At 59.8% G+C, this 12,670-nt stretch carries 11 protein-coding genes; 7 read left to right on the forward strand and 4 right to left on the reverse strand.

Annotated features, from left to right (window positions below):
- The 3 genes from BLS48_RS15630 to BLS48_RS15640 all read left to right on the forward strand — a co-directional run.
- Positions 1–240 (forward strand): ATP-binding protein (locus BLS48_RS15630; protein WP_167365101.1); only part of this gene is annotated, 240 nt, incomplete at its 5' end.
- A 137-nt stretch (positions 241–377) separates the two neighbouring features.
- Complete coding sequence (locus BLS48_RS15635) at positions 378–2,492, forward strand: DUF3363 domain-containing protein (RefSeq protein WP_091578965.1); 2,115 nt, start codon at positions 378–380, stop codon at positions 2,490–2,492.
- A 618-nt stretch (positions 2,493–3,110) separates the two neighbouring features.
- The gene (locus tag BLS48_RS15640) at positions 3,111–4,760 is read left to right on the forward strand and encodes a bifunctional AfsR/SARP family transcriptional regulator/alpha/beta hydrolase (protein WP_091579415.1); all 1,650 of its coding nucleotides are present in this window, start codon (positions 3,111–3,113) and stop codon (positions 4,758–4,760) included.
- A 290-nt stretch (positions 4,761–5,050) separates the two neighbouring features.
- On the opposite strand, the gene BLS48_RS15645 is transcribed toward BLS48_RS15640, so the two are convergent.
- Positions 5,051–5,620 carry a class I SAM-dependent methyltransferase gene (locus BLS48_RS15645; protein ID WP_167365102.1) on the reverse strand — a complete coding sequence of 190 codons (570 nt, stop codon included), beginning with the start codon at positions 5,618–5,620 and terminating at the stop codon, positions 5,051–5,053.
- A 688-nt stretch (positions 5,621–6,308) separates the two neighbouring features.
- On the opposite strand from BLS48_RS15645, the gene BLS48_RS15650 reads away from it, so the two are divergent.
- Positions 6,309–7,847, forward strand: a complete 1,539-nt coding sequence (locus BLS48_RS15650) for a winged helix-turn-helix domain-containing tetratricopeptide repeat protein (protein ID WP_091578968.1) — start codon at positions 6,309–6,311, stop codon at positions 7,845–7,847.
- 378 nt (positions 7,848–8,225) lie between these two features.
- On the opposite strand, the gene BLS48_RS15655 is transcribed toward BLS48_RS15650, so the two are convergent.
- Positions 8,226–8,507, reverse strand: a complete 282-nt coding sequence (locus tag BLS48_RS15655) for a helix-turn-helix domain-containing protein (RefSeq protein ID WP_208604625.1) — start codon at positions 8,505–8,507, stop codon at positions 8,226–8,228.
- 199 nt (positions 8,508–8,706) lie between these two features.
- Between BLS48_RS15655 and BLS48_RS15660 the strand changes: the two genes are divergently transcribed.
- Positions 8,707–9,423: a hypothetical protein gene (locus tag BLS48_RS15660; protein ID WP_208604626.1), complete on the forward strand. Its 717-nt coding sequence runs from the start codon at positions 8,707–8,709 to the stop codon at positions 9,421–9,423.
- A 347-nt stretch (positions 9,424–9,770) separates the two neighbouring features.
- On the opposite strand, the gene BLS48_RS35945 is transcribed toward BLS48_RS15660, so the two are convergent.
- Positions 9,771–10,142: a PIN domain-containing protein gene (locus BLS48_RS35945; protein WP_208604627.1), complete on the reverse strand. Its 372-nt coding sequence runs from the start codon at positions 10,140–10,142 to the stop codon at positions 9,771–9,773.
- A gap of 45 nt (positions 10,143–10,187) precedes the next feature.
- On the opposite strand from BLS48_RS35945, the gene BLS48_RS34985 reads away from it, so the two are divergent.
- Both BLS48_RS34985 and BLS48_RS15670 read left to right on the forward strand, forming a co-directional pair.
- Positions 10,188–10,418, forward strand: coding sequence for a hypothetical protein (locus BLS48_RS34985; RefSeq protein ID WP_143019435.1), 231 nt, complete (start codon positions 10,188–10,190; stop codon positions 10,416–10,418).
- 24 nt (positions 10,419–10,442) lie between these two features.
- Entirely contained in the window at positions 10,443–12,068 is a 1,626-nt protein-coding gene (locus tag BLS48_RS15670) for a recombinase family protein (protein ID WP_091578973.1), read from the forward strand.
- A gap of 61 nt (positions 12,069–12,129) precedes the next feature.
- Here BLS48_RS15670 and BLS48_RS15675 read toward each other — a convergent pair whose 3' ends face one another.
- Positions 12,130–12,531 (reverse strand): site-specific integrase, encoded by a 402-nt coding sequence (locus tag BLS48_RS15675; protein ID WP_244529619.1) that lies wholly within the window; start codon positions 12,529–12,531, stop codon positions 12,130–12,132.
- Positions 12,532–12,670 lie beyond the last annotated feature (139 nt).

Genomic DNA, 12,670 nt, shown 5'->3' on the forward strand with positions numbered 1-12,670 from the left:
CTGTTCCATCTGCTGAGCACGCTCTACGAGCGCACCAGCGTCGTCATCACCACCAATCTAAGCTTCAGCGAATGGGCTACCGTCTTCGGCGATGCCAAGATGACGACGGCGCTGCTCGATCGCCTCACCCATCATTGCCATATCCTGGAGACTGGAAACGACAGCTTCCGCTTCAAGAACAGCTCGGCCCAGACCCCTGCCACAAAGAAGGAGAAAGCACCCACCTTGACCAAAGCCTGAGACCCAAACCATACATGAAGGCGGGTCACTTCTCGGCGAAAATCCCGGGTCAGTTCTCGGCGGAAATCAACACGCTGGAGCACGATCAGCGCCTGCGGTGCCTTGCGTAGCCTCAATTCGCCGCTGATCCTGCCGCCATGGTCGACCGTGACGACAGAGATTTCCGTATCAGACCCGGGCGAGTGCGAAGCGGCGGCACGCGCGTCAATCCGCGCTCGATGCCGTTCGTGACACAGGTGAAGATCGCCGTGCGCAAAGCGGGCGGCAATCCCGGCAGGGTCGGTGGTTCGGCGGGGAGCAAGGGCGGCGGCCGGTTCAATTCAAGGGGACGCGGCGCCAGCATCGCCGCCGGCCTGGCGCGCGACGGCGGCGGCTGGGGCCGGGAAGGGGGCGGAGGCCGCTTCCGGGCGCGGCGGGTGATGGTCAAGGCACGCGTGGTCAAGTTCGCGTCCCAGCGTGGCACGCGCGGCCCGAAGATGCGTGGCGTCTCGACCCGGGCGGTCGATGCGCATCTGCGCTATCTTGAGCGCGACGGGGTGGCGCGCGACGGCGAGAAGGGCAGGGTTTATACCGAGCTCGAGGACGGTCGCGATAGCGACGAGGGCAGGGCGTTCATCGAGCGCTGCCGTGGCGACCGGCATCAGTTCCGCTTCATCGTCGCACCCGAGGATGCCGTCGAGATGGAGGACCTGCGCTCCTTCACCCGCGATCTCATGCGGCAGATGGAAAGTGATCTCGGAACCCGGCTCGACTGGATCGCCGTCAACCATCATAACACCGGCCACCCGCACACCCATATCCTGGTGCGCGGTGTGACTGATCAGGGCAGGGTTCTCAACATCGCCGGAGACTATATCGCCCATGGCATCCGCCATCGCGCTGGCGAGTTGGTGACGCTGGAGCTCGGACCGCAGACCGAGATCGACATCGCCCACAAGCTGAGAGCCGAGGTGGAGGCCGAGCGGCTGACCCGCCTCGACCGGATGCTGCTTGCCGAACAGCAAGAGCGTGGCATCGTCGACCTACGGCCCGGCGCTAGCGAGAGCTACACGGTGCGCGCCAACCGTCATCTCCTGATCGATCGGGCAAAGCGTCTGGAACACTACGGCCTCGCTGCCGAGACTGAACCCGGCCGTTGGATGATTGCCGGTGATGCCGAGCACGTGCTGCGCGGCCTCGGCACGCGCAATGACATCATCAAGACCATGCATCAGGCACTCGCCGACCACGGCATCGTTGAGGAGCGCGGGCCCAGCCAGTACGTCACCCATGGCAGAGAGCTCACCGAGCCGGTGATTGGACGAGTTCTGGGCAAGGGGCTTGCCGGCGACGGCATGGATGGCGGGCTCTATGTCGTCGTCGATGGCGTCGACGGCCGCACCCATTATCTTGAGACGGGCGATGACACAAAATTCGACGAGGTGAGGCGCGGCCACATCGTCGCCCTCGAGCCTGTCCCGGCAAAGGCAGAGCCACGCGCGGCCGATCTCAACATTCGCGATGTGGCAGCCGAGCACGGCGGCATCTACCGGCCAAGCGAACACCTGCAAGCAGCACGGCCGCGGATCGAGCGCGTGAAGGGCGATCCCGATGCCTTCGTTCGCTCCCATGTGCGCCGCTTAGAAGCGCTGCGGCGGGCCGGAATTGTCGAGCGGGTCGATGCTGACCGCTGGAAGATTCCCGACGACATCGCCGAGCAAGGTGCGGCCTACGACGCCCGCAACAGGGGCAGGGATTTTACGGTCCGCACGCTTTCCTTCCTCGACCTCGACAACCAGGTGACAAGCGATGGCGCGACCTGGCTCGACCGGGAACTCGCATCGGCAAACCGGACGCCGCTCGCACAGATCGGGTTCGGCCGGGAAGTCACTGACGCGATGGATCGGCGTCGTCAAAGTCTCGTTGACATGGGCCTTGCAGCTCGACTGGACGCCGGCCGGATTCGGGCGCCCAAGGATTTGATCAGTCGTCTCGAGCAAGCCGAGGTCGCCCGCGTCAGCCGTGCGATGGCGGCCGAGCGCGGGCTCAGCTTCATTCGGGCCAAGCCGGGCGAATATGTCAGCGGCCGGCTGATCGGAGCGGCCGATCTCGCCTCCGGCCGCTTCGCCATGATTGACGACGGTGCTGGCTTCCAGCTCGTGCCTTGGCAGTCGGTTCTCGACAAGCGCATTGGCCAGCAGATTAGCGGCATCGCCCGTGACAACGGCGGCATCGAGTGGACCTTAGGCAGAAAGCGGGGGCTGGGGTTGTGATGACTTAGAGATGACTAGGTTCTCAGCCACCGCGTCCATGTAGGTTCACTTCTGAACGCGCAAGATGCGCCAGGAACGGTCGGTCGATTGAGGTTTCTGGAATGGGGGCTTAGGGGACCGCAAGCGGACTGTCTGCTTTGCGACGGACGCAGCGCAAAGCGGTCGTTCAACTCACACCCGACGGTCCGAAGGGTCATAGGCTTATTGCGCCGCGATGACTTTCCGTTTCAAGAACCGGCCAAGACTCGATAGACGCGGGAACGCCAGGGTGCTCAGACCCGTCTGCGCATGTTGTCGAGATGCCATGATCGCTGCGCGATGAGCTTCTTGTTGTTCCAGGTAGCATGCCAGTGCAAGGTCATAACGTGACGCCCGAATGTCGCCGGGCGGCGGTCGTACGATTGACGTTCTCCCGGATTGAATGGGCCAATCGGAAAGGCTGGGGCCAAGCATAGCGTTTCCCTTGCGAAGTGTTGATTTGAGAGCCTCTCCTATGGCCGTGAGGGATGCGTACGAAGAACTGTGATTGGTTCGTGAAAAGCGTCTTTCCAGCCTGATTGCAGTTGAAGTCGCACCAGGTCTGGGGAACAATCGAGTGTCCAACATGGCTTGCGAACGGTGGCGCAAACACAACTTCTGTTATTCGGCGGCTTCACTCTTGCTGGAGGCGGGCTTGCCAATGCAGTGCTGAGCCGCAAAGCGCGTGGTTTGGTGACCTATCTCGCACTCAATCCTGGACAGTCCCATTCGCGCGAGAAACTCGCCGCGCTTCTATGGGTCGATACTGGGGAGCCACAGGCGCGGATGAACCTTAGACAGGCTCTGTCAGCGATCAGGAAGGCGTTGCCATCGGTCGACGACCGACGCCTTTTGGCACACGGCGACAATGTCACCCTCAAGCTCGACGATCTTGAGATCGATGTGGCACGGTTCGAGCGCCTAGCGTCAGGAATAGCCCCCGAGCAGCTTGAACAAGCCGTCGTTGTCTATCGCGGTGACTTGCTCGATGGCTTCGCCCTGAAGGAAGAACCGTTCAACGACTGGCTCAGGGTGGAACGTGAGAGATTGAGGACGATTTGGATCGGCGTTCTGGAGAGACTTCTCCATCACTATTCGGTCGAGAACAATCTGGCCGCATATGTCCAGGCAGCGAGGCGCTTGATCGGGTCTGATCCTCTTAGGGAAGACATCCACCGAGGCCTCATGCAAATCTACGCCCGCCAAGGCCGACTGAACATGGCACTGACGCAGTATGCCGAATGCCGCGAGGTCCTTCGCAAGCACCTCCAGGTGCAACCGGAGAAGGAGACGCGTGAGCTGAACGACAGGCTTCGTGCTAGCCGTTCGGTAACGTCCAAATCGAATTCAACAACGTTGTTGGAAGCCGCGGCAGGCCCTGTCGATAGTCCGGTGCCAGCCTCGCTGCGCCCCGAAACGCACTATGTAAGGTCGGGCGGGGTCAGCGTTGCCTATCAGGTAACCGGTGGGGGGCCGTTCGACCTCGTCTACGTACAGGGCTGGGTTTCCAACCTCGACTATGCTTGGGAATCTCCGCGGCTAGCGCACGTGCTGCGCCGACTGGGGTCATTTTGTCGGCTGGTCCGCATCGACAAGAGAGGCACTGGGCTTTCTGATCGCAACGTGGGCTTTCCAACGCTGCAAGAGCGGGCGGACGATGTACGGGCGGTACTCGATGCAATCGGATCGCGACGGGCGGTCTTGTTCGGCAGTTCCGAAGGCGGCGTCCTATGCATGCTTTTTGCGGCGACCTATCCAGAGCGAACCGAGGCACTCATTCTTCACGGTGCTTACGCTCAGGGATTGTGGTCACCTGACTATCCTTGGGCAAAGACTAGAGAGGACATGGAAGAAGAATTGGCCGAAATCGAACGCAAGTGGGGAGAGCCTTGGGATTTGGGACGAGGGGCGCCGAGCTTGGCGAACGATACCCACGAGCAACAATGGTTCGCAGCCTATCTGAGGAGTTCGGCGTCTCCCTCCGATGCCATCGCATTGTGGCGCTGGGGCGCAGAAGTCGATGTTCGTAATATCCTCCACGCTATTCATGTGCCCACTCTGATCCTGCAGAGGAAAGGCGATCGATGGGTCAAGGTAGAAGAAGCGCTTTACCTGTCCGAGCACATTGCTGGCGCCACGCTCATTGAGCTTCCGGGAGATGACCACCTGATCTGGGGCGCCGATTCGGACCGTCTAGTCGACGCAATTCAACACTATCTCGCCGTGAAGTTTCCGACGAAGGCCAGCTAAGGCTGCAAGGCTGGCTTGTCTTTTTCCTGCTTGTAGAAATGGACGATCTAGACGCCTTTTCCGTCGCAAGAAACCGACAGGCCATTGTCTCACTCGTCTCAGTTCATTCCGCACTTATGAGTTCACGGCCCTAGTGACGGAACCGGTAGACGCGTGCCAGTCTGTTCGGCACTGTCATCAATTCGTCTGCAGTTCTGAAACCGGCCTCGCGGCCCATGCCAATCCAAGTCGCGGCCGTCTCGGCATAATCGGATGCGCGGCAGTGGGTCTCAAAGGCGGCGAACTCCTCGTCAGAGACCGTCGCCCCACTCGGGCCTTATCTTATGAAATCGCTCCAGCCATCCCTCTCGATCCTCGCTCTCGAGGCGCGTGGGCTCCCATATCAGAAAAAGACCATCTCTGGGCAACAGGTCGCGGATTTTGCGCATGAAATTCCGCTTGTCCGGTGCAAGAAGATGGTGGAGGGACTGACCAATCCATACAACGTCGAGCGGCCCCTTCCAGGAATCGATTGCAGCAACGAAATCTCCGCAACGCAGTTCGACCGGGCAGGTGAGTGGGGCAAGCGCTTCCTTGGCTGCGTCGAGCGACGGTTGGGATATGTCGATGCCGATATAGCGTGCGACGTTGCTGCCGGCCAGTGCGGCTGCTGAGCCGGGGGCTGTGCCGCAGGCCAGTGCGGCTGCTGAGCCGGGGGCTGTGCCGCAGGCCAGATCGGCAAAGACGAAGCCGTCGGAAGCCTCATCGAGAAGAACTTGACGCAGCGTTTCATAGACCTCCCAATGGGCCATATAGTTCGCCGCGACAACCTTCTGGTATGTTGCAAGACCCTTCTCGAATAACTCTTGGTCGGACTTCATGGCCCCTCCTAGAGGCGAGCATTTCGCGTACTGGAAAAACTCGGTGCTTTCTGAGTCGAACGTCACCCATTTGGCGCCTGAGCTGGCTCGGAGCGGCCATGATATTAGCCTCAGCTTAAGTAATATCCGGCTTTTGCCAGGGGCCGTCAATCTGTGTCGTCCTGCTTTGACACCAGAAGACGCGACACGTGGCGCCAGGATTTCAAGGGGTCGATACCGACGAGGCGAAACGATGCCACCTAATGCTTGCGGCAAGATGTTCGCTCCAATGGACGCGATTGATGGAGTGGCTCGATAGGCCATCTCGCTGGGCGCTGCACTGCAGAGGTACCCCAGCCGGCGGCGTTGAAAACCGCTATTAGTCGCCGTATGAAATTAGGCAAATGTCTTCTCGCGAACCCGGAAACATCCGAGCCGGATTGAAGCCGGACTCGTCTCTGATACTCGACGTAGTCGGCCAAGTAGCGATCTAAAGCTAGACGAAATTCCTCTTGTCTACCTCGCTTTGCGAATCCGCATGTCTCCTGGAAATCTGGTGCGGCAAGGACAGGTGCCCGTTCGTGCGTGATCGACGACATTCTCGGCTCCTCGCTATCAAAGTGAAGGTACCTTGCGTCTAGGGGTTTCAAATGTCCCCAAGGCTTTCGGAAAAGTTCCGAAACGTTCCGAAAAGACTTAAGGTCCTCACATGTTTGGGCCGCGCGTTGCCTTTGGTTCGTTTGTTCTGAACTCGGAAAGCGGTACGCTTCTTCGAGACGGAGTTCCCGTGCCGGTCGGGTACCGAGCGCTGCTCCTTCTGGCGAAGTTAACGGACAGCGCCGGTCAAGTTCTCACCAAGACCGAATTGATCGACGCTGCCTGGCCGGGTATCGCGGTGGAGGAGAGCAATCTGTCTGTTCAAATCGCTTCGCTGAGAAGATTGTTGGGTTCGATGTCCGACGGCACGGACTGGATCGCCACAGTCGCTCGCGTTGGCTACCGGTTCACTGGCGATGTCAAAAAAATCGATCAGCCTGCGGTGGCAGCCGCATCTTCTGAGCCGGGCCCATCGGTCGCGGTGCTACCATTCACAAATCTCAGCGAGGATGCAGAGCAACAGTACTTTGCCGACGGGCTGGCTGAGGACATTATCACGCGGCTTGGGCGATTGCGCTGGCTGTTTGTTCCCGCTCGCAACTCTTCCTTCAGCTATAGGGGCAAAGCCGTTGACGTCAAGCAGGTAGGGCGAGAGCTCGGCGTCCGCTACGTGCTCGACGGAAGTGTTCGCCGATCCGGGCAGCGTCTTAGAATTGGCGCCGAAGTGAGCGACACATCGAGTGGGCATCAGGTGTGGGCCGAGCACTATGATGTTGAGAGCTCCGATTTTCTCACTCTCCAGGACCAAATCGCAGACAGCGTCATCGGGGCAATCGAGCCGAAATTGTATGCAGCGGAATATGACCGCTTTCAGAGCCGCTCGCCCAATAATCTCGACGCCTGGGGTTTCGTCATGAGGGCCATGCCTCATGTTTGGACGTGGGGGCCGGCGGCGGACATCGATTCCGCGGAGGCGTTGCTTATGCACGCCACCGAGATCGAACCTGACTATCCCCGTGCCAATAGCTTGCTCGCCTGCATGCGAACGGCTCGAACACTGCTTGGAATTGTGGATCCGACGGCCAACCTTGGTGCCGCCCAAGAAATGGCCGAACGTGCAATTCAGCGTGATCCGATAGATCCCTGGACGCACTTTGCGGCCGGCTTTTCCTATATGGTGGCGCGCCGTTTTGATCAGGCAGTCGAAGCCTTAAGCGAGGCAATCAGCCTGAACCCCAGCCTTGCAATCGCTCACACCATACTCGGATCGACCTACGGTTATGGGGGCCTTCCGAAAGACGGCCTCCATCATCTCGCGATCGCGGAGAGGCTGAGTCCCCGCGACTTCACCCAAGCGGCGAACCTGTCCATAAAAGGCATGTGCCATTTCGTCATTGGAGATTTCGCCGAGGCCGTTCGGCTCGAGAGCCGGGCTGTGAGGCTCCGTCCCCATTTCGGAACCGCCTGGCGCACCCTCGCTGCGTCTGCCGGCGTGTTCGGCGATCAGGCCACAGCGGTTCGTGCTCTCAGCGAAGCGAAACGGCTTCAGCCATCTCTGTCTTTGGATTGGGTGGATAAATATTACCCGATGGTGCGGCCAGAGCACCGTGCCCTCTATATCGAGGGATTGCACATTGCGGGGCTCAGCTGAATGGCCGACACCATCGGTTGCGCTCCCTCGATGTGGGAAGAGAGGCGATGTTCGCGTTTGTGTGTACGAACGCCGCGGCGAAACGCTCGCAACGACCCGCACAAGGCAAGCCCTTTCCATCTCAGCGCTCCCCATAGATTTAGCGTCGCAACTATGACGTAAGAGCCCACTCTGGCCAACGGGTCGCTCGTGCCCAACCACGGCCGGCAGGCTTAAAGGTCGGCTTTCAGGACGCGGTTAAGCTGACCTCTACGGCCGAGATGCTGCGCTAAGCTTTCATTAGCGGTACAGGAATGTAGGTGGCCAACGGGTCATATCGCCACATTCCGTTAGCGGCTGACTAACGGCGGAGCTGGGTCAAATTGCTTGTTGTAACGATTATTCGCTGTCGGGTCGCCGGGCAAGCCTCACTCCCGGTCCGTTACCGTTCTCGAGAATGAATTCTGTTCCTGCATCCGTCAGTGCCTTGAGAATTTTCGCCGCCGTTCCAGGGCGCCCCCGGAGCGGACCGTCTTCGGCCTCCAGACGAGCTATTGTTGGCTCCGATATGGAAGAGTGGCGCGCCAGGTCTCCCTGCGACCACCCCAGCAGTGCGCGCGCAGCTTTGATTTGGCGCGTGCTGACCAACTGGCGATGTTTTGATGGATTTTCTATTGACATTCAGTTCGCCTAATTGATATTTTTCCTATCAATCCGTTCCCGTTGCGAAATCTGACCAGCAGGGTGGGACGGAGTTGGCCGCAGCAAGCATTGGTGTCTTAGTTCTCCAATACTGCTCCAGCCTGGCATGAGCGGCTGGACAGGATGTCCACAGACCCACCCAGCCCGACCACAACCCAAGCTGATTGGAGCTCGGATCATGGCTGATTCCGACAATAGCATGACTCTGCCTTTCGTCACCCGCAGGCGAGTACTTGCGGGAGGGGTGATCACGTCCATCGCTTTGGTGCTCGAGAAAAGTGCGCTTGCCGGCAACGCTGCTGCAACGAGTGCGCTCCCCGACCCAGCGCTGACGCTTTGGCGGGAATGGGAGACAGCCCACAAGCTGACCGAGCGGCTTTGCCGCAGGCAGCAGCGCCTGGAGACGAGGCTTGTCGAGAGCGTCGGCTTTCCTTGTGCAACCGTCCGCCTGCCAGAGAGTGGGGACGTGACGATCCACTCGATCGAAGCGCTCAATGAAGTGCTCGGCAAGGGGCCGGATATGGCGGCTCTACGCAAGAAGGCCGAAGCTGATTTCGCATTGCATCAGGCACGCTGGGATGCGGCCGCCGAGGAGGCCGGTTACACCGCAGCACTCAGGGCCGAGCGCGAGGCTGGCGATAGGGCAGAGCACCTGCTGGAAGCGTTCTCAACTACCCCCGCCACGACTCTCGCCGGTGTGGCGGGCAAGCTCGATGCTGTGTTGCGCGAGGGCGAGGCGTGGGAAGAATGCTTGGAGTTCCCCTGGCCGCAAATCCGCTCGGCGCTCAGCGATCTGGAGCGCATCGGGAAGCAGACGATGCCGGAACAGTTCTCTCACGACGAGCGGCGTCCCAAGCTCCGCAGCCGGCGGGCTGGCTGCTGTTTCCGCGCCTGAAAGGCGAAGAAGGAGGCGAGATATGAAGACCCGTCCAACCCAATTTCCGGATTCAACGGAGACGCCCTCAATTTGCGGCGAAGCGTCTGCCTCCCGTCACCCTGCAACCGCCAGGCAATTGCCAGCACGGGACGCTCTTGCGGCATCTCACCATCCGCCGGCGAGCGATCCCGATCTGGTGGACGCCTTCAACCGAGACGCGGCCTTGAAGAAATGGACCGTGCCTGAAGCTGCAGAGGCAGCGAAAGCTCTGTGGGGAAAGACAGCCGCGACCGCAATCGCCTGGTGCGCCTTCTCGGCGCATTGCGACGGGAGGACGCAGGAGTTCCGGTTCTGGTTTCGGGTATTCACTGATCTTCAAGCGGGTTTGCCCGACTCCGAAGCGGGAGCGACAGGGCCCAAGCCTCAAGGTGCTCGGGCCTTGTCATGACCGCCTGGTACTCGGTCATCAACGTCACCGAAACGATGAGCGTCAACCGGCGTTCCAAAGCCGCCGCCAACAGTTGGCGCGCGGCGCCAGCGTCACTTCGGATCGCCGCCACCAAGCTCGCCGTATCGAGAAGCAGTCTCATGCAAGCATATTGGATATCGCCTGCGATATTGCAGGAGCCTCGAGCTTTGACAATTTGGCTCGGTTTCGGAATTCCCAAATCGCAGCCCGCAAGTATTTGCACGCCACCGTACGACCGCACTGCAACTGAACTTGTCCTGCTGATCATCACGCCGCTCAATGTCCTTGATCTACACAGAAGAGCGGGCATGCCATGGTGGACGAGGCCAAACCTGGGAACGACAGCGCAAGCCATGATTACAAAGCTAACATGTCGGCACGAGACATGGCTGAACGGGCCGTCCTGTCGATCGCCTGTTTGTTGGGTCGGCGGGTTGCTCGGGTGCATTTCGAGGAATTGCAGACGGCCAATGACAACAAGGTTCATCCTCCTGAGAAAGCACCGTCAGAAGGGGAGGGTGGGGACGGCGGCGGCGGACATTAGCAAACAGAGGCAGAGGAGCGGTCCATGACCCGTGTCGCGCTGTATGCTCGTTACTCATCCGACAACCAGCGCGAAGCCTCTATCGAGGATCAGCTGCGGCTTTGCCGAGAACTCGCGGCCAGGGAGAAGTGGAGCGTCGTTGGGACCTATGCCGATGCCGCCATATCCGGCTCAAGCATTATCCGTCGACCAGATATCCAGCGGCTTCTCACCGATGCTCAAAGCGGGCAATTTGAGATCGTTCTAGCCGAGGCACTCGATCGCCTGTCACGCGACCAGGAGGACGTAGCCGGCCTCTTCAAGCGGCTGCGCTTTGCAGGTGTCAGGATCGTCACTCTCTCGGAGGGTGCTGTAGACGAACTGCACGTGGGCCTCAAAGGAACGATGAACGCGTTGTTCCTGCGCGACCTTGCCGTCAAAATCAGGCGAGGTCAAAGCGGCCGCATATTGAACGGCTACAACGCCGGCGGCCTCTCCTATGGCTATCGCGTGGTCAAAAAGCTCGATGAACGCGGCGAACCGATCCGCGGTCTACGCGAGATCGATGAGGATCAAGCCGAGGTCGTGCGTCGGATTTTTCGGGAGTTCGCGGCTGGTCAATCGGCACGTACGATAGCTGCAGGCCTCAACAAGCAAGGTATCCCATCACCCTTTGGGGGTGCGTGGGGCGCCTCTACCATCAATGGCAATCTCAAGCGGAGAAGCGGCTTTCTCTACAACGAAGCCTATATCGGGCTGCTCGTCTTCAATCGTCTCCAAATGCGCAAGGATCCCGAGACTGGGAAGCGCATCTCGCGGCCGAACCTTCCGGAAACCTGGCAGGTCGTTGAAGTGCCGCATCTGCGCATCATCGACGATGAGCTGTGGGATGCGGTGCAAGTCCGCAAGAAGCTTTATGGAGGCATGAAACTCCATCACCGCCGACGCCCGAAGCACATGTTCTCGGGGCTTGTGCGGTGCGGCTGCTGTGGCGCTTCCTATACGGTGAAGAATAGAGACCAGCTTGCTTGTGCCGCGCACCGGGAGAAAGGCACTTGTGCCAATAACAGGACGATCCGTGTTGGCGAGCTTGAGAAGCGTGTGCTTGAAGGCATCCAGCGGCGCTTGCTGGCGCCAGATGCCATTGCAGGCTTCCTTGCTGAATATCATGCTGAGCATAAGCGTCTGAACGCCATGAACCGCGAACGGCAAAGGGAAGTCGAAAGGCGGCATGCCAGCATCGACAGGCAGATCGCTAATATCGTCGATGCTATCGCTGACGGTGTCGCGACGATCAGCATGAAATCGAAGCTACTGGACCTCGAGCGCGAAAAGGAGAATCTAGCCCGAGAGCTTCAGGCGATGGCGGCCGCGGAAAGCATTGTGGAGTTTCATCCGGCCGCGGTGACGGTTTACCGTCGGCAAGTATCCGAGCTCCAGGACGCGTTGCAATCCGATGAGCGCGAGCGCCACGAGGCGGCGAGGATCATCCGCTCGCTGGTCACGGGGATTGATATCATTCCGACGGAGGGTAGGGGAAAGGTTGAGCTGAAAGTCCGCGGTGCGCTGGCGGAGCTTCTGAACCTGCCAAATCGTAAACCAGGAACAGCGCCTAACGCTGCAGTGATGGTAGCGGGAGAGGGACTTGAACCCCCGACCCCAGGATTATGATGCTTGGTAGGACCGTTGATTTAATTATCAAAATTGGTCGTTTGTCGCGCCTATGTCGCGTTCACCCCAAGAGCGCGCGTTCTGCGGCAGCCATTTCGTCGGCGTCATCGCCATGCGGGAACAGGTGCCCGTAGACGCCCATGGTCATAACGATCGAGCTATGTCCGAGCCGTTCCTGAATGACCTTCGGAGGTGGGGCGAGACCGCCGTCCTGCGGCCGATTGATCAACCACGATGCATAGAAGTGACGGAGAGAATGCATGCCGCCATATTTGGCCTGCACGATTATGGTCTTGCCGTTTTCGCGGGTTTTGTCGTTCGCAACCGCCACCCTGGCCGCAACCTGAGTCGGAAGGAAACCGCGCTTTGTCATGTTCGATCGGCTTTCGATGTTGCCGCTTCCGGTCGGGAACACGTAGTGCAATTCCCTGACCTGATTCCCTTCGGCGTCGTTGCCAATCATGCGACGTGGGCAGGCGGGCCTCCACTCTCTCGATGCATTGATCACAGTCGGCGGGACCGGGATCGTTCTTTCGCCTGCTAAGAGGTGCTTGCGCATCTCGGCCGATCAAAGAGGAAGACATTTCCACTTTGCCCGCTGC

Origin of the sequence: Mesorhizobium qingshengii (assembly GCF_900103325.1) — a bacterium.
Classification (GTDB): domain Bacteria; phylum Pseudomonadota; class Alphaproteobacteria; order Rhizobiales; family Rhizobiaceae; genus Mesorhizobium; species Mesorhizobium qingshengii.

Excerpts from the sequence above, each read along its gene's own strand:
- BLS48_RS15635 (WP_091578965.1), top strand. The coding sequence starts at position 378 with ATGGTCGACCGTGACGACAGAGATTTCCGTATCAGACCCGGGCGAGTG.
- BLS48_RS15645 (WP_167365102.1), bottom strand. The coding sequence starts at position 5,620 with ATGAAGTCCGACCAAGAGTTATTCGAGAAGGGTCTTGCAACATACCAG.
- BLS48_RS15650 (WP_091578968.1), top strand. The coding sequence starts at position 6,309 with ATGTTTGGGCCGCGCGTTGCCTTTGGTTCGTTTGTTCTGAACTCGGAA.
- BLS48_RS15655 (WP_208604625.1), bottom strand. The coding sequence starts at position 8,507 with ATGTCAATAGAAAATCCATCAAAACATCGCCAGTTGGTCAGCACGCGC.
- BLS48_RS15660 (WP_208604626.1), top strand. The coding sequence starts at position 8,707 with ATGGCTGATTCCGACAATAGCATGACTCTGCCTTTCGTCACCCGCAGG.
- BLS48_RS35945 (WP_208604627.1), bottom strand. The coding sequence starts at position 10,142 with ATGATCAGCAGGACAAGTTCAGTTGCAGTGCGGTCGTACGGTGGCGTG.
- BLS48_RS34985 (WP_143019435.1), top strand. The coding sequence starts at position 10,188 with ATGGTGGACGAGGCCAAACCTGGGAACGACAGCGCAAGCCATGATTAC.
- BLS48_RS15670 (WP_091578973.1), top strand. The coding sequence starts at position 10,443 with ATGACCCGTGTCGCGCTGTATGCTCGTTACTCATCCGACAACCAGCGC.
- BLS48_RS15675 (WP_244529619.1), bottom strand. The coding sequence starts at position 12,531 with ATGATTGGCAACGACGCCGAAGGGAATCAGGTCAGGGAATTGCACTAC.